Source organism: Citrobacter freundii complex sp. 2024EL-00216, from assembly GCF_043945515.1.
In the GTDB taxonomy this organism is placed as follows: domain Bacteria; phylum Pseudomonadota; class Gammaproteobacteria; order Enterobacterales; family Enterobacteriaceae; genus Citrobacter; species Citrobacter portucalensis.
Window position 1 is genome coordinate 206,093 of record NZ_JBIMRA010000003.1, and the last position, 22,226, is coordinate 228,318.

20 protein-coding genes are annotated in these 22,226 nt (G+C 52.5%); 10 read left to right on the forward strand and 10 right to left on the reverse strand.

Going from position 1 to position 22,226, the window contains the following annotated elements; translation table 11 throughout:
* Window positions 1–3: 3 nt before the first annotated feature.
* The 6 genes from ACHHZ7_RS05295 to syd form a co-directional block, all read right to left on the reverse strand.
* A complete protein-coding gene (locus ACHHZ7_RS05295; RefSeq protein ID WP_048215648.1) occupies window positions 4–1,344 on the reverse strand; it encodes an enolase C-terminal domain-like protein in 1,341 nt (446 codons plus the stop codon).
* A 2-nt stretch (window positions 1,345–1,346) separates the two neighbouring features.
* On the reverse strand, window positions 1,347–2,699 hold the full coding sequence (gene gudP / locus ACHHZ7_RS05300; RefSeq protein ID WP_048215647.1) for a galactarate/glucarate/glycerate transporter GudP: 1,353 nt from the start codon (window positions 2,697–2,699) through the stop codon (window positions 1,347–1,349).
* 343 nt (window positions 2,700–3,042) lie between these two features.
* Window positions 3,043–3,492: a flavodoxin gene (locus ACHHZ7_RS05305; RefSeq protein ID WP_003825676.1), complete on the reverse strand. Its 450-nt coding sequence runs from the start codon at window positions 3,490–3,492 to the stop codon at window positions 3,043–3,045.
* 19 nt (window positions 3,493–3,511) lie between these two features.
* Window positions 3,512–4,294 carry a tRNA pseudouridine(65) synthase TruC gene (gene truC, locus ACHHZ7_RS05310; protein WP_003825671.1) on the reverse strand — a complete coding sequence of 261 codons (783 nt, stop codon included), beginning with the start codon at window positions 4,292–4,294 and terminating at the stop codon, window positions 3,512–3,514.
* Window positions 4,294–4,623, reverse strand: a complete 330-nt coding sequence (locus ACHHZ7_RS05315; RefSeq protein ID WP_003825670.1) for a YqcC family protein — start codon at window positions 4,621–4,623, stop codon at window positions 4,294–4,296. Before ACHHZ7_RS05315 ends, truC begins: the two co-directional genes overlap by 1 nt.
* A 632-nt stretch (window positions 4,624–5,255) precedes the next feature.
* Complete coding sequence (gene syd, locus ACHHZ7_RS05320) at window positions 5,256–5,801, reverse strand: SecY-interacting protein (RefSeq protein ID WP_060683309.1); 546 nt, start codon at window positions 5,799–5,801, stop codon at window positions 5,256–5,258.
* A 68-nt stretch (window positions 5,802–5,869) separates the two neighbouring features.
* Between syd and queF the strand changes: the two genes are divergently transcribed.
* The 5 genes from queF to xni all read left to right on the forward strand — a co-directional run bounded on the left by queF (window position 5,870) and on the right by xni (window position 12,392).
* Window positions 5,870–6,718: an NADPH-dependent 7-cyano-7-deazaguanine reductase QueF gene (queF, locus tag ACHHZ7_RS05325; RefSeq protein ID WP_003825665.1), complete on the forward strand. Its 849-nt coding sequence runs from the start codon at window positions 5,870–5,872 to the stop codon at window positions 6,716–6,718.
* 113 nt (window positions 6,719–6,831) lie between these two features.
* The gene (ppnN, locus tag ACHHZ7_RS05330; protein WP_003034076.1) at window positions 6,832–8,196 is read left to right on the forward strand and encodes a nucleotide 5'-monophosphate nucleosidase PpnN; all 1,365 of its coding nucleotides are present in this window, start codon (window positions 6,832–6,834) and stop codon (window positions 8,194–8,196) included.
* A 560-nt stretch (window positions 8,197–8,756) separates the two neighbouring features.
* Window positions 8,757–10,046 (forward strand): HAAAP family serine/threonine permease, encoded by a 1,290-nt coding sequence (locus ACHHZ7_RS05335; protein WP_003034073.1) that lies wholly within the window; start codon window positions 8,757–8,759, stop codon window positions 10,044–10,046.
* Window positions 10,047–10,099: 53 nt separating this feature from the next.
* On the forward strand, window positions 10,100–11,467 hold the full coding sequence (locus tag ACHHZ7_RS05340; RefSeq protein WP_060683308.1) for an L-serine ammonia-lyase: 1,368 nt from the start codon (window positions 10,100–10,102) through the stop codon (window positions 11,465–11,467).
* Window positions 11,468–11,636: 169 nt separating this feature from the next.
* Entirely contained in the window at window positions 11,637–12,392 is a 756-nt protein-coding gene (xni, locus tag ACHHZ7_RS05345; protein WP_003825659.1) for a flap endonuclease Xni, read from the forward strand.
* 76 nt (window positions 12,393–12,468) lie between these two features.
* Here the strand turns inward: xni and fucO are convergent, their stop codons facing one another.
* Both fucO and fucA read right to left on the reverse strand, forming a co-directional pair.
* Window positions 12,469–13,617 carry a lactaldehyde reductase gene (fucO, locus tag ACHHZ7_RS05350; protein WP_060683307.1) on the reverse strand — a complete coding sequence of 383 codons (1,149 nt, stop codon included), beginning with the start codon at window positions 13,615–13,617 and terminating at the stop codon, window positions 12,469–12,471.
* Window positions 13,618–13,628: 11 nt separating this feature from the next.
* Window positions 13,629–14,276, reverse strand: coding sequence for an L-fuculose-phosphate aldolase (fucA, locus tag ACHHZ7_RS05355; protein WP_003825656.1), 648 nt, complete (start codon window positions 14,274–14,276; stop codon window positions 13,629–13,631).
* Window positions 14,277–14,839: 563 nt separating this feature from the next.
* Here fucA and fucP point away from each other — a divergent pair.
* The 5 genes from fucP to fucR all read left to right on the forward strand — a co-directional run bounded on the left by fucP (window position 14,840) and on the right by fucR (window position 20,693).
* Complete coding sequence (fucP, locus tag ACHHZ7_RS05360; protein WP_008785696.1) at window positions 14,840–16,150, forward strand: L-fucose:H+ symporter permease; 1,311 nt, start codon at window positions 14,840–14,842, stop codon at window positions 16,148–16,150.
* Window positions 16,151–16,181: 31 nt separating this feature from the next.
* Window positions 16,182–17,957 (forward strand): L-fucose isomerase, encoded by a 1,776-nt coding sequence (fucI, locus tag ACHHZ7_RS05365; RefSeq protein WP_060683306.1) that lies wholly within the window; start codon window positions 16,182–16,184, stop codon window positions 17,955–17,957.
* Window positions 17,958–18,064: 107 nt separating this feature from the next.
* On the forward strand, window positions 18,065–19,483 hold the full coding sequence (fucK, locus tag ACHHZ7_RS05370; protein ID WP_008785697.1) for an L-fuculokinase: 1,419 nt from the start codon (window positions 18,065–18,067) through the stop codon (window positions 19,481–19,483).
* A gap of 1 nt (window position 19,484) precedes the next feature.
* Complete coding sequence (gene fucU / locus ACHHZ7_RS05375; protein WP_060683305.1) at window positions 19,485–19,907, forward strand: L-fucose mutarotase; 423 nt, start codon at window positions 19,485–19,487, stop codon at window positions 19,905–19,907.
* A 57-nt stretch (window positions 19,908–19,964) separates the two neighbouring features.
* A complete protein-coding gene (fucR, locus tag ACHHZ7_RS05380) occupies window positions 19,965–20,693 on the forward strand; it encodes an L-fucose operon activator (RefSeq protein WP_060683304.1) in 729 nt (242 codons plus the stop codon).
* 35 nt (window positions 20,694–20,728) lie between these two features.
* Here fucR and rlmM read toward each other — a convergent pair whose 3' ends face one another.
* Together rlmM and ACHHZ7_RS05390 are read right to left on the reverse strand one after the other, a co-directional pair.
* Window positions 20,729–21,829, reverse strand: a complete 1,101-nt coding sequence (rlmM, locus tag ACHHZ7_RS05385) for a 23S rRNA (cytidine(2498)-2'-O)-methyltransferase RlmM (protein ID WP_003034040.1) — start codon at window positions 21,827–21,829, stop codon at window positions 20,729–20,731.
* Entirely contained in the window at window positions 21,822–22,217 is a 396-nt protein-coding gene (locus ACHHZ7_RS05390) for a DUF423 domain-containing protein (protein WP_003034037.1), read from the reverse strand. Before ACHHZ7_RS05390 ends, rlmM begins: the two co-directional genes overlap by 8 nt.
* Window positions 22,218–22,226: the final 9 nt, after the last annotated feature.

Sequence of the window (22,226 nt, forward strand, 5' to 3'; positions counted from 1 at the left end):
AAATTAGTGGCGGCCGAAAACGGGACGTTTACGGTCAAAAGTCCATCCGGGGATCAGATACTGCATTGGGCCTGCGTCATTACGCGCGCCGCCGGGCAGCGCCTTATAGGCTTCATGCGCTTTCTGTACCTGATCCCAGTCCAGTTCCACGCCCAGACCGGGCGCATCGGGTACCGCAATTTTTCCGTTTTTAATCTCCAGCGGATTTTTGGTCAGGCGGCAATCGCCCTCCTGCCAGATCCAGTGGGTATCAATAGCCGTTGGATTACCCGGCGCAGCCGCACCAACGTGGGTGAACATCGCCAGCGAAATATCAAAATGATTGTTAGAATGGCAGCCCCAGGTCAGGCCCCAGTCATCGCATAACTGTGCCACGCGTACCGCGCCAGAAAGGGTCCAGAAGTGCGGATCGGCCAGCGGAATATCTACTGAATTCAGCATCACCGCATGGCCCATTTCACGCCAGTTGGTAGCTATCATGTTCGTTGCTACCGGCAGACCGGTTGCACGGCGGAACTCGGCCATCACTTCACGGCCAGAAAAACCCTGTTCAGCGCCGCATGGATCTTCGGCGTAGGTCAGAACATCGTTCAGCCCTTTACACAGGGAGATGGCTTCATCCAGCAGCCAGGCACCGTTGGGATCAACCGTAATACGCGCATCCGGGAAGCATTTTTTCAGCGCACGAGCGGTGTCGATTTCCTGCTCGCCAGGCAGTACACCACCTTTGAGTTTGAAATCTTTAAAGCCGTAGCGATCCTGCGAAGCCTGAGCCAGACGTACCACTGCCTCACTGTTCATCGCTTGCTGATGACGCAGGTGATACCACTCATGGTTTCCCGGCGTACTTTCCAGATACGGTAAATCGGTCTTTGTGCGATCGCCCACGTAGAACAGATAGCCGAGTACGGTGACCGCATCGCGCTGCTTGCCCGGCCCTAACAGTTCACAAACCGGCACGTTGAGCGCCTTGCCCAGCAGGTCGAGCAATGCGGCTTCCAGCGCCGCTACCGCATTGACCCGTAGTTCAAAGGTCCAGGCGCCTTTGCCAAAGGTGTCAAAATCAGCGGCCTGGTTGCCCTTATGCACCTGCTGCACCACCTTATTCAGGCGCGCCACTTCCTGGCCCAACACCTGCGGAATCGCATCCACCAGCGTCTGATAAATCACTTCACCACCAGGCGCTTCACCGACACCGGTGTTTCCGGCATTATCGGTGAGCACCACGATATTACGAGTAAAGTATGCGTTATGCGCGCCGCCAATATTGAGCAGCATGCTGTCATGACCGGCCACCGGGATGACCTTCATATCGGTAATAACTGGACTCGATTGTGTTGTCATCATCATTGTCCTGCGACAGGTTTCAGTTCGATACGTTTAATATCGCCCACCAGCACCAGATAGCTCACCACCGCAATCAGCGCATGTACCCCGACGTAAATCAACGCGCCGTTAAACGAGCCGGTAGTCCCGACGATGTAGCCGATAGCAATTGGCGTGACGATGCCGGAGATGTTGCCAAACATGTTGAACAAACCGCCGCTCAGACCGCTGATCTCTTTAGGTGCGGTATCAGCCATCACCGCCCATCCCAGCGCACCGATACCTTTGCCGAAGAAGGCCAGCGCCATAAAGCCGATGATCATCCACTCCACATTGACGTAGTTACAGAACACCATCACCATCGACAGCAGCATACCGAGTACGATTGGCGTTTTACGGGCGATATTCAGCGAACCGGTACGGCGCATCAGCCAGTCGGAAATAATGCCGCCGAGCACGCCGCCGGCGAATCCGCAAATGGCCGGAACCGAAGCAACAAAGCCAGCTTTCAAAATCGACATACCGCGAGCCTGCACCAGATAAACCGGGAACCAGGTGATAAAGAAGTAGGTCAGCGCGTTAATGCAGTACTGGCCGATGTAAATCCCGATCATCATCCGTGAACCCAGCAGCTGTTTGATTTGCCCCCACTTCACGCTAAACGGCACTTTTGTTTTGGCTGCCGCCTGATCCATGTTGATCAGCGCCCCACCTTCTGCAATGTACTCCAGCTCTTTTTGGTTTACGCCCGGGTGCTGGTTCGGTTCATGAATCACCTTCAGCCAGACGAAGCTGATAACAATCCCAAGACCGCCCATAAAGAAGAACACGTGCGACCAACCCACTTCGTGGGTCAGCCAACCCATGATTGGCGCGAAGATAACGGTGGCAAAGTATTGCGCAGAGTTAAAGATAGCGACCGCTGTGCCCCTTTCCTGTGCCGGGAACCACGCCGCCACAATACGACTGTTGCCGGGGAAGGAGGGCGCTTCAGCTAAACCGACGAGGAAACGCAGGGTAAACAGCGCAACGATAATGCCGAAACCACTGAAGATATCGACAAAACCCTGCAGCAGGGTAAACATGGACCAAATAAAGATGGACCAGAAATAAACGCGTTTTGAACCAAAGCGGTCGAGCAACCAGCCGCCGGGGATCTGGCCGATAACATAGGCCCATGAGAAAGCGGAGAATACATACCCCATCCCTACCGCATCCAGACCAATGTCTTTGGCCATCTCCGAACCGGCAATGGATAAGGTGGCGCGATCACCGTAGTTGAAGGATGTGACGATAAACAGCATCACCACTATCCAGTAGCGAGCGTTAGTGCGTTTTTCCGCGCTGCTCGCCGCCTGACTTAATGAACTCATTGTTGCACTCCTGAATCCTGGCTTTCGCCAGTTCATTCTGTACAGCACCTGTAGGGTGATCAGAATGAGAGGTTAGTGTGTGGCAGTGTTGGTACAGCTCAGGGCCGTTTTATTCTGACTCGCTGCCATTCCGGGAACTGACGGGAAAAGTATATGAAGGAGTGCCACTGACCCTCACCGTGCATGAACACAACATTAGGGAGGCAGTGAGAAGTTGTTTGGGGCATAAGCCCAAAGTAGTGGAAGTTAGTTCACGTAATTGGGGTTTTATTGCCGGGTGGTGGCTTCGCCTGGCCCGGCTTGCGGTTCAAATGGGGGTTGCATGCCCGTACGAGCGAGGGAGTTATTTAAGCAAGGTTCCCCAGTTTTCTACCCAGGGATTGGATTCGCTTTCCGGTTCAGGATGCTCGCTGGCATCAATCAGCAGCATTTCTCCTACACGGTGGGCGCTTTGTTCCTGCAACAGCGCATCGAACTGCTTGCCGCCATTGCAGAAATTAACGTAGCTACTGTCGCCCAGCCCAATTACCCCGTAATGCAGATTTGGCTGGAAACCGAGATTATCTTTGATCCCCTGAAACAGCGGCACGATGCTATCCGGCAGATCGCCCTGCCCGGTCGTGGAAGTCACCACCAGTACATATTTATCCTGATATGCCTGCCAGTCGCTAAGCTCCGGATCTTCGAACACCGTAGCTTTATGACCCTGCGCCGTCAAAATAGCTTCGGCCTCTTCGGCAACCAGCAGCGCGTTTCCGTACATCGTGCCGACAAAAATTCCAATTTCCGCCATAACCGTAATCTCCTGGGACTTAAGAATCTATCTGCTCATCCTGACCTGACAGCCCGCTGAACTCAACCCTTTCATTCTCAGGGAGAAGTCCACGCCAGCCAAACTGTGATAACGCCTGCATCCAGACGTCATCCAGTCCGGCGCGAATAACCAGCGGTTCGCCGGTGAAAGGATGGGTCAGCGCAAGCTGGCTGGCATGCAGCATCAATCTCTGGCAACCGAAATGCTCTGCGGCGCTGCGGTTTTGCCGCAAATCACCGTGCTTGCTGTCGCCGATAATCGGATGGCGCAAGTGCGCCAGATGGCGTCTGAGCTGGTGCTTGCGACCGGTTTTAGGGTCCAGCTCCACCAGCCCGTAACGGGTAGTCGGATAACGCCCAGTCGCTACCGGCATTTCTACCGTTGCCAGGCCACGATAATGGGTGACAGCAGGCTGCGGGCCTTTATCATCGCGGGCAAACTTATCGGCAATCTTATCCAGCTCTTCGACCAGCGGGTAATCCAGCACGGCATCATCCATCAGCCAGCCACGCACAATCGCATGATAGCGTTTCTGAATTTGATGATGTTCAAACTGCTGGGACAGCAAACGCCCGGCTTCGCTGGACAGTCCCATCAGCAGCACGCCGGAGGTTGGTCTGTCGAGACGATGGGCGGTAAATACGTGCTGACCAATTTGGTCGCGCACCGTTTGCATCACCACCACTTTCTCATCCCGGTCGAGCCAACTGCGGTGAACCAACCAGCCCGAAGGTTTATTGACGGCGACCAGCCATTCGTCCTGATAAAGAATTTCCAGCATCAGGCGTTATCACTAGTAAACAGCGCATCCAGCTCCTGCAATGCCGCCAGAAGAATGTCGCGTTGCGGGTGATCGGCTGCCAGCGCCATTTCGTAATACGGTGCGACGGCAAAAGCCTGCGGAAGCGGCTGCGCGTTATCAATCAACGTATGCATGCGGGGAATCAACACCCACTGCAGCCACTCGACCGGTTCCATGGTATCCATACAAAAAGGCTGTGTACTGGTAAACAGATGCTCTGCTGGCTCATCCATCCGCCAGTGATGATGTTCACGCAGTAGCGCTTCAAGTGCATGTAACTGCTGGCGCACACGGTCATGAGTCGTCATGAAATTAACCTCAATGATGAAAAAATCTGGCGCGAAGAATAGCACTAGTGAAGGGAAATAAAAAAAGGGAGCACTGTAAAAACAGTGCTCCCGGTTCGTTTCGCAGCATTCCAGCTACTTTTAGTGCTCCCTGCTCATCCTTGACAACTTTTCCTGTGGTCTTGCGACCGTGTTCATCCTGAACTTTTGCATCCTGCTCACATCACCCCGATGTGAAAACTTCATCCTGAAGTATCCTGGCCATCCAGACCCGCCGAACATCCTGACCGGCTCTCATTCTCCATCCTGGAGGTGTCCTTTAACGCATCCAGCGTCTTCCTCTTTGCTTCGTCCTGAAGCCTGTCCTTGCAACACCGTCCTGGTGTATCCTGGCGAAGAGCCATCATCCTGATGTTCTCTTCGTTGTGCGACTCCTTGTCGACAGATATAGAATCGCCTGTTTCGCTTTGTCTTACAAGATGCTTACAGGCTTACCCTTATGATTATTTTCATATGAAAGTTGACAATAAAACACTAACCAATTGAATAATAATAAATTATTATTTTATCAATTCATTAAGTCTTTACTTATCACCTGGCAATGTCCTACAGGGTTTGTAAGAGATCTCTCACAAGATTCAGGGCAAACTGGATTACAGAACTGGCTTAAGTTGAGTGAGGAATTCCGCAAGTGAGGCCGCCAGCACCGTTCGTTTACGGGTTCCCAGCGTTTCTTTGCACACTTCACCGGACAGATTGCACACCGAAATGACGTCAAGCTCATTATCTTGTGTGGCAATAAAAAGCGTAGGTGATAGCTTGAGGCGCTTTTGCGTAACCAGATGACCAATCAGGTTTTCCTGAACGCGCCTGAAGTCATCTTCACTCCAGGTTTGCAGCAGCGTGAGCTTTTCATCCGCAAACTGCGCGTGCATATCACCAGCAAACTGGGTGGTGTAAAAAGCGTGAACGGCAGGTTGTACCACAATATCAAAGGCCCGTTCAACCGCATTGAGGTTATTTTCGCCGACAAAAGGTTGAGGCTGCCAAAATACCGCATCGTCTGTGGAAGAAATGATACACGGAGAAGGTACGCCATACAGCTCTTCGCTGAGCGGCCAACTGTTGTTTTTTTCATGCCATGCGCCGCAATAACGCGTCGTAAAGGCTATCAACGCCTGCGCTGTCAATTCGTCCACTGATTTCTCTCTTCACAAAAGCCAGGATACACTTGTCGCATAGTGTATCTGGTTTATGACGGTGAAACATGTCCTCTTATGAAAATCATCAGGCGCTTAACGGCCTGACACTCGGTAAATCAACGGATTACCGAGACAATTACGATGCAAGTCTGTTGCAGGGCGTTCCGCGCAGCCTGAATCGCGACCCGCTGGATTTAAAGGCCGATAACTTGCCTTTTCACGGTGCGGATATCTGGACGCTATATGAACTGTCGTGGCTGAATGCCAACGGCTTACCGCAGGTCGCGGTCGGTCACGTGGAACTGGATTACACCAGCGTAAATCTGATTGAGTCGAAAAGCTTTAAGCTTTACCTGAACAGTTTTAACCAGACGCGTTTTGATTCCTGGGACGCGGTACGCCAGACACTGGAAAACGATCTTCGCGCCTGCGCTCAGGGCGATGTCAGCGTGGCGCTGTACCGCCTTGACGAACTGGAAGGGCAGCCGATAGCCCACTTTAATGGGACCTGTATCGACAATCAGGATATCGTCATCGACAACTACCAGTTCAGCACTGCGTATCTGGAAAATGCCGTGAGCGGTGAAAAGGCAGTCGAAGAGACGCTGGTCAGCCATCTACTGAAATCCAACTGTCTGATTACCCATCAGCCTGACTGGGGCTCCATACAAATTCAGTATCGTGGACGGAAAATCGACAGAGAGAAGCTGCTGCGTTATCTGGTCTCCTTCCGCCACCATAATGAATTTCATGAGCAGTGCGTGGAACGTATTTTCAATGACATTCTGCGCTTCTGCCAGCCAGAGAAACTGAGCGTCTATGCACGCTACACGCGACGTGGCGGCCTGGACATTAACCCATGGCGCACCAACACCGATTTCACTCCGGCAACCGGTCGTCTGGTACGTCAGTAATCTTTTTTCTCAATTTTGCGTGCCGGATTCCGCGCGCAAGGTTGTGAAAGGTCATAAGCCAGGGCTATTGTAATCAATAGGGAATGACGTGTTGCGTCCCATAAGGAGTTTACTTGATTACACATATTAGCCCGCTTGGCTCAATGGACATGTTGTCGCAGCTGGAAGTCGATATGCTTAAACGCACGGCCAGCAGCGACCTGTATCAACTGTTTCGTAACTGTTCGCTTGCCGTTCTGAACTCCGGCAGTTTGACCGACAACAGTAAAGAACTGCTGTCCCGCTTTGAAAGTTTCGATATTAACGTACTGCGCCGCGAACGGGGCGTGAAGCTGGAACTGATCAACCCACCTGAAGATGCGTTTGTTGATGGACGCATTATTCGTGCGCTACAGGCTAACCTGTTTGCCGTGCTGCGCGACATTCTGTTCGTCAATGGACAGATCCATAACGCCGGTCGTTTTCAGCATCTGGATCTCGAAAGCTCGGTGCATATTACCAACCTCGTATTCTCGATCCTGCGTAATGCCCGGGCGCTGCACGTTGGTGAAGCGCCGAACATGGTCGTCTGCTGGGGCGGCCACTCAATCAACGAAAATGAGTACCTGTATGCCCGTCGCGTCGGCACCCAACTGGGCCTGCGCGAACTGAACATCTGTACCGGCTGCGGTCCGGGGGCGATGGAAGCGCCAATGAAAGGCGCCGCGGTCGGCCACGCCCAGCAGCGATACAAAGACAGCCGCTTTATTGGCATGACCGAACCGTCAATCATCGCCGCTGAACCGCCTAACCCGCTGGTAAACGAACTGATCATCATGCCGGACATTGAAAAACGTCTGGAAGCGTTCGTGCGTATCGCCCACGGTATTATCATCTTCCCGGGTGGCGTAGGGACAGCAGAAGAGCTGCTGTATCTGCTGGGGATCCTGATGAATCCGGCCAACAAAGATCAGGTTCTACCGCTGATCCTGACCGGACCAAAAGAGAGTGCGGATTACTTCCGCGTGCTGGACGAATTTATCGTGCACACGCTAGGGGAAGATGCGCGTCGCCACTATCGCATTATCATTGACGATGCGGCCGAAGTGGCGCGTCTGATGAAAAAAGCGATGCCGCTGGTGAAAGAAAACCGTCGCGACACAGGAGATGCTTACAGCTTTAACTGGTCGATTCGTATCGCGCCCGATCTGCAGATGCCGTTCGAGCCGTCCCATGAAAACATGGCCAACCTGAAGCTGTACCCGGATCAACCCGTTGAAGTATTGGCCGCCGATTTACGTCGTGCATTCTCCGGTATTGTGGCAGGTAACGTGAAGGAAGTCGGGATCCGCGCTATTGAAGAGTTTGGCCCGTACAAAATCCACGGTGACCGCGAAATGATGCGCCGCATGGACGATCTCCTGCAGGGCTTTGTTGCACAACATCGTATGAAGTTACCGGGCACTGCGTATATCCCTTGTTACGAGATCTGCGCCTAACCTTCAACACCCGCTAGCAGCGCTAGAGCGGTGACAGTTTTGTCCATATCAAAGCCGGGTTTGGCGCACTTGCCTCCCGGCTTTTTTTAGTGATACCAGTCACATAGCCCCGACAATCATATAAATACCAGTGATGATTCATTAAAAACAGCGCGTCACGCAAACGATTACCTTGAAAAACCAACCGTGATTTATCTTAGAAAATTATTATTAGTCGCCGAAATCATCTAAAAACAACAGTTTTTACAGCTGAACACGCCTATCTTCGCGCCTTCGCTTTCATGAGATATGTCGTTAATGTTAGCCTTCGCGCCCGTAAATTCGCTTTGACTATTTTTTAACAGATTAATGGCCCAAATTTATCCACATAAAAGGTGGATTATTGCATTTGGGATCCCGATCACTGATACATTCATTACTAAAATGTATCTTTCCGCCCGAAAATTATTACGGCGAAAAATTATATAAAAATCGCTCAACGAATTTCGATTTACAGTCGGGTACTTTCTCATTGGATTGACCCCAAACCCGACTTTTTAAGCTTCCTCCAGGAGAAATAGATGGAAAACACTCAAACCAGCACTATCGTTACGGGCCAGACCCGCAGCGCATGGCGCAAAACAGACACCATGTGGATGCTGGGCCTTTACGGCACGGCGATTGGGGCGGGTGTATTGTTCCTGCCGATTAACGCAGGCGTAGGCGGTATGATCCCGCTGATCATCATGGCGATCCTTGCCTTCCCAATGACCTTCTTTGCACACCGCGGTCTGACTCGCTTTGTGCTGTCCGGTAAAAATCCGGGTGAAGACATCACCGAAGTTGTAGAAGAACACTTTGGTGTTGGTGCAGGTAAACTGATTACCCTGCTCTACTTCTTCGCTATCTACCCGATTCTGTTGGTTTACAGCGTAGCAATCACCAACACGGTTGAAAGCTTCCTGACCCACCAGCTGGCGATTACGCCGCCGCCGCGCGCAATCCTGTCACTGATCCTGATTGTCGGCATGATGACCATCGTGCGCTTCGGTGAGCAGATGATCGTTAAGGCGATGAGCATCCTGGTATTCCCGTTCGTTGCGGCTCTGATGCTGCTGGCGCTGTACCTGATCCCTCAGTGGAGCGGTGCGATTCTGGAAACCATGTCTTTTGACTCTGCGGCAACCACCGGCAACGGCCTGCTGTTGACCCTGTGGCTGGCAATTCCGGTAATGGTGTTCTCCTTCAACCACTCCCCGATCATCTCCTCCTTCGCCGTGGCGAAGCGTGAAGAGTACGGTGATGAAGCAGAGAAAAAATGCTCCAAGATTCTGGCATTCGCTCACATCATGATGGTACTGACCGTTATGTTCTTCGTCTTCAGCTGCGTGTTCAGCCTGACTCCGGCAGACCTGGCAGCAGCGAAAGAGCAGAACATCTCGATTCTGTCTTACCTGGCGAACCACTTTAACGCGCCGATTATTGCCTGGATGGCACCGATCATCGCGATTATCGCTATCACCAAATCCTTCCTGGGCCACTACCTGGGTGCACGTGAAGGCTTCAATGGTATGGTGATTAAGTCTCTGCGTGGCAAAGGCAAATCCATCGAAATCAACAAACTGAACAAAATCACTGCGCTGTTCATGCTGGTAACCACCTGGATTGTGGCGACGCTGAACCCAAGCATCCTCGGCATGATTGAGACCCTGGGTGGCCCAATCATCGCGATGATTCTGTTCCTGATGCCGATGTATGCCATTCAGAAAGTACCGGCAATGCGTAAGTACAGCGGCCATATCAGCAACGTCTTCGTTGTGATTATGGGCCTGATCGCTATCTCCGCTATTTTCTACTCTCTGTTCAGTTAATTCCCCTGCGCCGCTCCTCGGGGCGGCGCACCTCGATACACAATGGACGCCTCATGATTAGCGTATTCGATATTTTCAAAATCGGCATTGGCCCTTCCAGCTCCCACACTGTTGGCCCGATGAAAGCAGGCAAACAATTCACGGATGACCTGATTGCACGCGGAATTCTCACTGACGTAACCCGCGTAGTGGTTGATGTCTATGGCTCTTTATCTCTGACGGGGAAAGGTCACCATACCGACATCGCGATAATTATGGGCCTGGCGGGTAATCTGCCGGATACCGTAGACATTGATGCCATTCCGTCCTTTATCCAGGATGTGAATACTCATGGGCGTTTGCTGCTGGCAGACGGTCAACATGAGGTCGAGTTCCCGGTCGACAAGTGCATGAATTTCCATGCGGACAATCTGTCCCTGCACGAAAACGGGATGCGCATTACCGCACTGGCGGGCGAAAAGGCTATTTACAGCCAGACTTACTATTCCATTGGCGGTGGGTTCATCGTTGATGAAGAACATTTTGGTTTACCGAACAACTCTCCGGTAAACGTGCCATATCCGTATAAATCCGCAGCTGATTTGCAACGTCATTGCCAGGAAACCGGCCTGTCGCTTTCCGGTCTGATGATGCAAAACGAACTGGCGCTGCACAGCAAAGAAGAGCTGGAACAGCACTTTGCTAACGTCTGGGAAGTGATGCGTACCGGGATTGAACGCGGCATCACCACCGAAGGTGTATTGCCGGGCAAACTGCGCGTTCCGCGTCGTGCTGCTGCGCTGCGTCGCATGCTGGTCAGCAGCGACAAAACCACCACCGACCCGATGGCGGTTGTTGACTGGATCAACATGTTCGCGTTGGCCGTGAACGAAGAAAACGCAGCCGGTGGACGCGTGGTGACTGCACCAACCAACGGTGCATGCGGGATTGTTCCTGCCGTACTGGCGTATTACGACAAGTTTATCCGTGAAGTGAACGCTAACTCGCTGGCACGCTACATGCTGGTCGCGAGCGCCATTGGTTCACTGTACAAGATGAACGCCTCTATCTCTGGTGCCGAAGTCGGCTGTCAGGGTGAAGTTGGCGTCGCCTGCTCCATGGCAGCGGCTGGTCTGGCTGAACTGCTGGGCGGTAGCCCAATGCAGGTGTGCATCGCGGCAGAAATCGGTATGGAACACAACCTGGGTCTGACCTGCGACCCGGTTGCCGGCCAGGTTCAGGTACCGTGCATTGAGCGTAATGCCATTGCTTCGGTTAAAGCGGTGAACGCTGCACGTATGGCGCTGCGCCGTACCAGTGAACCACGCGTGTGCCTCGATAAAGTTATCGAGACCATGTACGAAACCGGTAAAGACATGAACGCCAAATACCGTGAAACCTCTCGTGGTGGTCTGGCGATGAAGATTGTCACCTGCGATTAATTCTCAGCACATTTTCGTATCTGTAGGCCGGATAAGGCGCTCGCCGCATCCGGCTTTTATTGCCTGATGGCGCTTCGCTTGTCAGGCTTACGGATAGCGCTCTTTCGCAATGCTCGTCTCCATTCGTCGTGAATGTTACCCTACAGACTAATTTGTTAGGGAGAACACCGTGGCCGTCCACCTGCTCATTGTTGATGCACTGAATCTCATCCGCCGTATTCACGCCGTACAGGGCTCCCCCTGCGTGGAGACATGCCAGCACGCACTCGATCAGCTGATTGTGCACAGTCAGCCCACGCACGCCGTGGCGGTATTTGATGACGAAGCGCGTAACAGCGGCTGGCGTCACCAACGGTTACCTGACTACAAAGCCGGTCGCCCGCCGATGCCTGACGATTTACACCAGGAAATGCCCGCCTTACGCGCCGCTTTTGAACAGCGCGGCGTCTGCTGCTGGGTATCCAGCGGGAATGAAGCCGATGATTTAGCCGCCACTCTGGCGGTGAAAGTTAGCCAGGCGGGACACCAGGCGACTATCGTCTCAACCGATAAAGGCTACTGTCAGCTACTCTCCCCAACGCTGCGGATTCGCGATTATTTCCAGAAACGCTGGCTGGATGCGCCGTTTATCGAGAAAGAGTTCGGCGTACTGCCGCAACAGTTGCCTGATTACTGGGGACTGGCTGGGATCAGCAGTTCTAAAATACCGGGGGTAGCCGGTATTGGTCCTAAAAGCGCCACACAACTGCTGGCACAGTTTCCAACGCTGGAAGCGCTGTATGAACACCTGGATGATGTACCGGAGAAATGGCGCAAGAAACTCGAAGAACATCGGGAGATGGCGTTTTTGTGTCGCGATATCGCGCGGCTGCAAACAGACTTACATATCGACGGAAACCTACAGCAGCTACGGCTGGCGCGGTAGTCTTATTTCCGGATGGCGCTGCGCTTATCCGGCCTACTTATTGTACAACCCTGTAGGCCAGATAAACGCCAGGTGATTACCAGGCGGTATGGTACAGCTCAACGATATCTCCAAGGCTCGCTTCACGCGGATTTCCCCCGGTACAAACATCGTCAAATGCGGCTTGCGCCAGCGCAGGAATATCCTCTTTACGGACGCCAACATCGCGTAGATGCAGTGGGATACCTACATCGCGATTAAGGGCGAAGACGGCATCCACCGCCGCTTTGCGTGCCTCTGCCAGCGTCAGTCCTTCAACCTTAACCCCCATTACCCGGGCGATATCGCGGAATTTTTCCCCGGTGAATTCGGCGTTATAGTGCATCACGTGTGGCAGCAAAATGGCATTCGCGACGCCGTGCGGCGTGTTGTAGAACGCGCCTAACGGGTGTGCCATGCCATGCACTAATCCCAGACCTACGTTGGAGAAACCCATCCCGGCAACGTACTGGCCCAGAGCCATCGCTTCCCCCGCCTGGCTGTCACCCACAACGGAACCGCGTAATGACCCGGCAATAATTTCGATGGCTTTAATGTGCAGCGCATCGGTAAGCGCCCACGCAGCCCGCGTGATGTAGCCTTCAATGGCATGAGTCAGTGCATCTACGCCAGTAGCCGCTTTTAATGCAGCAGGCATGCCGTCCATCATGTCAGCATCAATGAACGCCACCTGCGGGATGTCATGTGGATCGACACAAACAAACTTACGCCGATTCTCTTCGTCAGTGATCACGTAGTTAATGGTCACTTCCGCCGCCGTTCCCGCAGTGGTTGGTATAGCCATAACTGGCACGCTCGGGAAGCGTGTCGGCGATAACCCTTCAAGGCTGCGTACATCCGCAAACTCCGGGTTATTGTTAATAATGCCAATCGCTTTACAGGTATCCTGCGGGGAGCCACCGCCAATGGCGACCAGATAGTCTGCGCCGCTTTGCTGAAAGACACTCAATCCTTCCTGCACTACCGCAATGGTTGGATTAGGAATAACGCCTGAATAGATTTCCCATGCCAGACCTGCAGCATCCATTCGGGAAGTCACCTTCTCAACAATGCCGCACTGCACCAGATTTTTATCAGTCACAATCAATGCTTTGCGATAACCACGACGAATAACTTCATCGGTTAATGCGCCAACAGCTCCCCGGCCAAACCATGCCGTTTCGTTCAGAATCATTCTGTTCGCCATCGTTTTATCTCCTATTCCTCAATACGCAATCCATATGTTTTGAATTTTTCCAGCACAATAGCAATAGCCTCATCGTCCAGTACCGGAACCGGATCGGTAATCGCCAGCGTGCTGAGATAAAGCTGCGCCAGCACTTCCACTTCATGCGCTAACCACAGGGCTTTTTCCAGATTTTCCTCGCAGGCGATCAGCCCATGATGCTGCAACAGCGTTGCTTTTCGGTTTTTCAGCGCTACCGCAACGTGCTCGGAAAGCTCACGCGTACCAAACGTCGCATATGGCGCACAGGGAATTGAGTTACCGCCAGCCGCCGCAATCATGTAATGGATTGCCGGGATTGGCCGATTGAGAATAGAAACAGCAGTACAATGCACGGCATGATTATGGACCACCGCCTGAGCATCGGGACGCGTCTGATAAGCGGCCATATGGAACCGCCACTCGCTGGAAGGTAATTTCCCTTCTTCGTGCTGCCCCTCAGCGTTGATGTACACAATGTGGGATTCGGTGAGTTTGTCATACGGAATACCCGTCGGGGTAATTAACATCCCGTCCTGGTAACGCACACTTACATTACCCGCAGTCCCCTGATTCAACCCCAGACGGGTCATTTCCAGGCAGGTATTGATAATCTGCCGTGCCAGCGTATTTCGTTCCATTACTTACCTCTCTCAGTGAGTCAAAATGCGACAACAGAACATTGCTAATACCTCGACGCTCTGTTGATTTAAGCGGGTATTTGCTAACTATCATCATGCTGAATAAAGAGAAGGGAATTTTTAGCACTGGATTTTGTGATGTTCATCAACTAATAACGCTGAATAAAAACATGCAGGCATAATATTACAATTGCAAAATGTCCGTTCTTAATAAAACCATTGTAAAACGGTCATTTGCAAATAAAATGTTATCATTGCCCGTTTTCCACTTAACTAATTAATTCGGGCATTATCCCTGTGGCTTTTTAATTTATTTTTCTCAAACGGTCATTGTTTTAAAGAAATTAAAGTGATGATAATCACATAAACCCACACCCTGAGCATAAATGTGACCACCATCATATTAATGGCCGGTTTTTATTTGAAAATGAATTCATGAGTTCATTCATGAAGGCCAATTTTATCTGGCAGGTTACCGGAACTCACCTGGATTAGCAGGTTGGTAAAAATCACCAATCGTACTCTTAAGCTGTTGAACATGCTTATGAACTGATGAGGATGCTATGGGAAACACATCAATACAAACACAAAGTTTTCATGCGGTAGAGCGGGGGCAGACAAAAAATTATGTCATTCCCTTCGCGTTACTCTGTTCACTGTTTTTTCTTTGGGCGGTTGCCAATAATCTTAATGACATTTTATTACCACAATTTCAGCAAGCTTTTACATTAACAAACTTTCAGGCTGGCCTGATTCAATCTGCTTTTTATTTTGGTTATTTCGTCATTCCAATCCCAGCCGGGATCCTGATGAAAAAACTAAGTTATAAAGCAGGCATTATTACCGGATTATTCTTATATGCCATCGGTGCAGCATTATTCTGGCCAGCGGCTGAGGTAATGAATTACACCTTATTCCTGATTGGACTATTTATTATTGCGGCGGGCTTAGGTTGTCTGGAAACGGCTGCCAACCCCTTTGTAACCGTACTGGGCCCGGAAAGCGGCGGTCACTTCCGATTAAATCTCGCGCAAACTTTTAACTCATTTGGTGCCATTATTGCGGTTGTTTTTGGGCAAAGTCTTATTTTGTCTAATGTGCCACATCAATCTCAAGACGTACTCGATAAGATGGCGCCAGAACAGCTAAGCGCCTACAAGCACAGCCTGGTGTTATCGGTTCAAACCCCTTATATGATCATCGTCGCGGTCGTTTTGCTGGTCGCCCTGCTGATCATGTTTACCAAGTTTCCGACCCTGCAAAGTGACGATCACAGTGACAACGCTCAGAGTTCATTCTCCGCGTCCCTTTCCCGCCTGGTGCGCATTCGCCACTGGCGTTGGGCGGTGCTGGCGCAGTTCTGCTACGTCGGTGCACAAACTGCCTGCTGGAGCTACCTGATTCGCTACGCAATCGAAGAGATCCCAGGCATGACGCCAGGTTTCGCCGCCAACTACCTGACCGGCACCATGGTGTGCTTCTTTATCGGTCGTTTCTCCGGCACCTGGCTTATCAGTCGCTTTGCGCCGCATAAAGTGCTGGCCGCATATGCCCTGCTTGCCATGATTCTGTGCCTGATTTCCGCCTTCACCGGTGGCCAGATCGGCCTGCTGGCCCTGACGTTGTGCAGCGCATTTATGTCGATTCAGTACCCAACCATTTTTTCTCTGGGGATCAAAAATCTGGGACAAGACACCAAATACGGCTCGTCTTTTATCGTCATGACCATCATTGGCGGCGGCATTGTGACCCCGGTGATGGGCTTTGTCAGCGATGCCGCTGGCAATATCCCGACCGCTGAACTGGTCCCGGCGCTTTGCTTCGCCATCATCTTTATTTTTGCCCGCTTCCGTTCACAAACGGCAGCCAACTGAATATTTATCCGAATAACGTGAGGAATCTGTGATGAAAAAAATCAGCTTACCAAAAATTGGTATTCGCCCGGTTATTGACGGACGTCGTATGGGTGTACGTGAGTCGCTCGAAGAGCAAACCATGAATATGGCTAAAGCTACCGCAGCGCTTATCACTGAAAAACTTCGTCATGCCTGCGGCGCACAAATTGAATGTGTGATTGCCGATACCTGTATCGCCGGCATGGCGGAATCCACAGCCTGTGAAGAAAAATTCAGCAGCCAGAATGTTGGCGTGACGATTACCGTTACCCCATGTTGGTGCTACGGCAGTGAAACCATCGACATGGATCCGATGCGCCCGAAAGCGATCTGGGGCTTCAACGGCACGGAACGTCCGGGGGCGGTTTACCTGGCCGCCGCACTGGCAGCTCACAGCCAAAAAGGCCTTCCTGCCTTCTCCATCTATGGTCATGACGTACAGGATGCAGACGACACATCTATCCCTGCCGATGTTGAAGAAAAACTGCTGCGCTTTGCCCGTGCCGGCTTAGCGGTCGCCAGTATGAAAGGGAAAAGCTACCTGTCTGTCGGTGGTGTATCAATGGGCATCGCCGGTTCTATCGTCGACCATAACTTCTTTGAATCCTGGCTGGGTATGAAGGTGCAGGCGGTTGATATGACCGAGCTGCGTCGTCGCATTGACCAGAAAATCTATGATGAAACCGAGCTGGAAATGGCGCTGGCGTGGGCGGACAAAAACTTCCGCTACGGCGAAGATCAGAACGCGCAGCAATATAAGCGTAACGCTGAACAAAGCCGCGCAGTGCTGAAAGAAAGCCTGCTGATGGCTATGTGCATTCGCGACATGATGCAGGGTAACAAAAAGCTGGCAGACAAAGGTCTGGTCGAAGAATCCCTGGGCTATAACGCGATCGCCGCGGGCTTCCAGGGGCAACGTCACTGGACCGATCAATACCCAAATGGCGATACCGCCGAAGCGTTGCTCAACAGTTCCTTTGACTGGAATGGCGTTCGTGAACCGTTCGTTGTCGCAACCGAAAACGACAGCCTGAACGGCGTAGCGATGCTGTTCGGCCATCAACTCACCGGCACGGCCCAGGTCTTTGCCGATGTGCGCACCTACTGGTCGCCAGAGGCGGTTGAACGCGTGACGGGTAAACCGCTGACCGGCCTTGCTGAGCACGGCATCATTCACTTGATTAACTCCGGTTCTGCGGCACTGGACGGTTCCTGCAAACAGCGCGACAGCGAAGGTAAACCGACCATGAAACCACACTGGGAAATCTCGCAGAAAGAGGCGGATGAATGCCTGGCGGCAACCGAATGGTGCCCGGCTATTCACGAATACTTCCGCGGGGGCGGTTACTCATCTCGCTTCCTGACTGAAGGCGGTGTGCCGTTCACCATGAGCCGTATCAACATCATCAAAGGGTTGGGACCGGTGCTGCAAATCGCGGAAGGCTGGAGCGTGGAATTGCCGAAAGATATGCACGACCAGCTTGATGCGCGTACCAACTCCACATGGCCAACCACCTGGTTTGCTCCGCGCTTAACCGGCAAGGGCCCGTTCAGCGATGTCTATTCCGTCATGGCTAACTGGGGCGCTAACCACGGGGTGCTGACAATTGGTCACGTAGGTGCGGACTTTATCACTCTGGCTGCCATGCTGCGTATCCCGGTGTGCATGCACAACGTGGAAGACGAGAAAATTTATCGTCCTTCCTCCTGGGCCGCCCACGGTATGGATACGGAAGGTCAGGATTACCGCGCTTGTCAGAACTACGGTCCGCTGTATAAGCGTTAAACATCGAGCGATTGCCTGATGGCGGCGCGGCCTACGAAGCACACGGTTTTGTAGGCCGGATAAGGCGAAGCCGCCATCAGGTAATAGGTAATCTCCCAGGAGCAATTATGAAACAAGAGGTTATTCTGGTTCTCGACTGTGGCGCGACCAACGTACGGGCCATTGCCGTTGACCGACAGGGGAAGATTGTCGCCCGCGCAGCGACCCCGAACGCCAGTGACATCGCCGCAGAAAACAGTGCCTGGCACCAATGGTCGCTGGAGGCCATTCTGCAACGCTTTGCCGACTGCTGTCAGCGGCTTTCCTCACAATTGGCCGCCTGCCAAATTCGCGGGATCGCCGTCACCACCTTCGGCGTGGACGGCGCGCTGGTGGATAAGAACGGCAAACAACTGTACCCGGTGATCAGCTGGAAATGCCCACGTACCGCAGCGGTAATGGAGAATATCCATCGCTACATGTCACCGCAGCAACTGCAGGAAATCTCCGGCGTTGGGGCGTTTAGCTTCAATACGCTGTACAAACTGGTGTGGCTGAAAGAGAACCACCCGCAATTACTGGAACAGGCGCACGCCTGGCTGTTTATCTCGTCGCTTATCAACCAACGTTTAACCGGCGAGTTCACAACTGACATCACCATGGCGGGAACCAGCCAGATGCTGGATATCCAGCAACGTGATTTCAGCCAGGACATTTTGCAGGCAACAGGCATACCGCGTCGCCTGTTCCCGCGTCTGGTTGAAGCAGGCGAACAAATTGGGGTACTGCAACGCGAGGCCGCCAGCCAGCTCGGACTTCCAGAGGGTATTCCAGTCATCTCTGCCGGACACGACACACAGTTTGCGCTATTTGGCGCAGGAGCCCAACAGGATGAACCAGTACTCTCTTCCGGCACATGGGAAATTTTGATGGTACGCAGTGCGCAGGTAAACACCTCCCTGCTCAGTCATTATGCGGGCTCCACCTGTGAGCTGGATAGTCAGGCTGGGCTTAACAATCCCGGTATGCAGTGGCTGGCCTCCGGCGTGCTTGAATGGGTTCGAAAGCTGTTATGGACCGCGGACACGCCCTGGCAAACGTTGATTGATGAAGCTCGGGATATTCCCGCTGGTGCCGAAGGGGTGAAGATGCACTGCGACCTCCTGGCCTGTCAGAATGCGGGCTGGCAAGGGGTTACCCTCAATACTACCCGTGGACACTTTTATCGCGCCGCGCTGGAAGGACTGACAGAACAACTGCAGCGGAATCTGCAAACGCTGGAAAAAATCGGCCATTTCCAGGCCACTGAACTGCTATTAGTTGGCGGGGGCAGCCGCAACATCTTGTGGAACCAAATCAAAGCGAACGTTCTCGGGATCCCTGTCAAAGTGCTGGATGATGCCGAAACCACCGTGGCAGGCGCCGCAATGTTTGCCTGGTCAGGCATCGGGGAATTTACCTCCCCGGAGCAGGCGCGCGAACAGGTGCGCTATCAGTACCGTTACTTCTATCCGCAAACCGAATCCGAACTCACAGGAGTCGAGTAACATGCTTAAAACGATATCTCCCTTAATTTCCCCCGACTTACTGAAAGTGCTGGCCGAAATGGGACACGGCGATGAGATTATCTTTTCCGATGCCCACTTCCCGGCCAACAGCATGGGGCCACAGGTCATCCGCGCTGACGGTCTGCTGGTCAGCGATCTGCTGCGGGCGCTTATTCCGCTATTTGAACTGGACAGCTACGCCCCACCGCTGGTGATGATGGCTGCGGTTGAAGGCGACACTCTCGATCCTGACGTTGAGGCTCGCTATCGTCAGGCACTTTCAATACAGCCCCCCTGCCCGGACATCACGCGTATTGACCGCTTTGCCTTTTACGAACGAGCACAAAAGGCGTTTGCGATCGTTATCACAGGAGAGCGGGCAAAGTACGGGAATATTCTTTTAAAAAAAGGGGTAACGCCGTAATCTCTGGTCAGAATGCCCGTCAGGTACGGGCATTCATCATAAGATGAGGATCAGAACATGAAAGCGGCGCGCCAGCAGGCAATCGTAGATCTGCTTACTAACCACAAAAGCCTGACAACCGAAGCCCTGGCTTTGCAGCTTAACGTCAGCAAAGAGACCATCCGCCGCGATCTCAGCGAGTTACAGACCCAGGGAAAAGTGTTACGCAACCACGGTCGGGCCAAAGTTATTCACCGGGAAAATCAGGACAGCGGTGACCCATTTCATATTCGACTCAAAAGCCACTATGCGCACAAAGCGGATATCGCCCGTGAAGCGTTGGCCTGGATCGAAGAAGGTATGGTGATTGCCTTAGACGCCAGCTCTACCTGCTGGTATCTGGCGCGACAATTACCGGACATCAACATTCACGTTTTTACCAACAGCCAGCCCATCTGCCAGGAATTGGCTAAACGTGAACAGATTCAGCTTATCAGCTCCGGCGGTCGCCTTGAGCGCAAATACGGTTGCTACGTTAATCCCTCGCTTATCTCGCAGCTAAAACCACTCGAGATTGACCTGTTTATTTTTTCCTGCGAAGGGATCGACAGCGACGGTGCGCTCTGGGACTCAAATGCAACCAACGCAGACTTCAAATCCATTCTGCTTAAGCGTGCATCGCAGTCTTTATTACTGATCGATAAAAGTAAATTTAATCGTTCGGGAGAGGCCAGAATTGGGCATCTGGATGATGTGACGCATATTGTTTCAGATACACAGCTGATTGAAGCAATCCAGGCCGAATAGGGCAATTATGCCGCCATCCGGCCTGGGTTGTAGCCTTATCGCTCGTCGCGACGACCGCCGACGGCAGCCCACAGACGACGTACGTGAACGGTTACTTCTTCACGGTCATGATACAGCTGACGCGCCTGAATCTGGGCATTTACACCATGTTCATCAAGCTGGGCCTGAATGTAAGCCAGGTTCTGTGATACCTCTTCGTAGCGTTTTTTCATCGGCAGCTTGAGGTTGAAGATCGTCTCACGACACCAGCCGTTGACCAGCCATTGTGCCATCAGCGCGGCAACCTTCGCCGGCTTCTCCACCATGTCACAGACCATCCACGAAATGTTATTGCGATTCGGACGGTACTTAAATCCGTCTTCACGTAGCCAGGTGACCTGTCCGGTATCCATCAGGCTTTGCGCCATCGGACCGTTATCCACGGAGTAAACCCACATATTGCGTTTAACCAGCTGATAGGTCCATCCGCCCGGGCAGGCGCCTAAATCCACCGCATACATTCCGTTCGCCAGACGCTCATCCCATTCATCGGCAGGGATAAACACGTGCAGCGCTTCTTCCAGCTTGAGCGTTGAACGGCTCGGCGCATCGGCTGGAAACTTCAGACGCGGAATCCCCATGTAAAACGGTGAGTTATTGTCAGGCCAGGAATAGCCGGTATAACAACAGCCAGGGGCGATAAAGAAGACGTGAACCACCGGACGCTTTGGCGTTTCATACTTTGCCAGTACGCCCGCTTCGCGCAGCGCTGCACGCAACGGTACGGTAAATTTACGGCAAAATTTAACCAGCTCTTTGCTTTCATTGGTGTCGGCAACTTCTACTCGCAGATCGCCACCCTTTTCCACCACGCCCTGCAACATGCCAACGATCGGTGTAATACGATCTTCCGGCGGTAAGTATTGCAGCAGCTCGCCCACCACAAACATTTGACGAGCAAAAATCAGCGAACTAAACGGCAGCTCTTTCACTAACTTTTCAGCATCGTCCTGCTGATAGCATTCGAAGATGACGTAACCCGCATTGTCTTTCACGCGGGCAAAACCGAAGATTTCCCGGCGTCCTGCTTTATCCGTAATTTCTGCGGCGCACTCTTTTTCAAAACCTGGGCGACACAACAATACAACCTTATTCATGGCTAACGCCCTTACGTTTCAATCGAATAGCGCCCACTAACATCAGCGCCCAGCCTACGAGGAAGCTGAAGCCGCCGACAGGGGTAACAAACGCCCACAGGCGTAAATGAGAGAGCGCGAGACAATACAGGCTGCCGCTAAACAGCACTGTACCTAATGCCAGAAACACGCTACTCCAGTAAAACCAAATACTAATGCGCCGTTGCATGGCGACGGCCAGGCCAAAGATAGCCAGCGTATGAAACGCCTGATACTCAAGGCCGGTCTGAATCCACCCCATTTCAACAACACCGAGGGTTTTGCTCAGAACATGTGCCCCAAAGGCGCCCAACGCCACAAAGATAAAGCCACTTACGGCGGCAAAAATCAGCATAAAACGGCTGGTCATTTGAATACC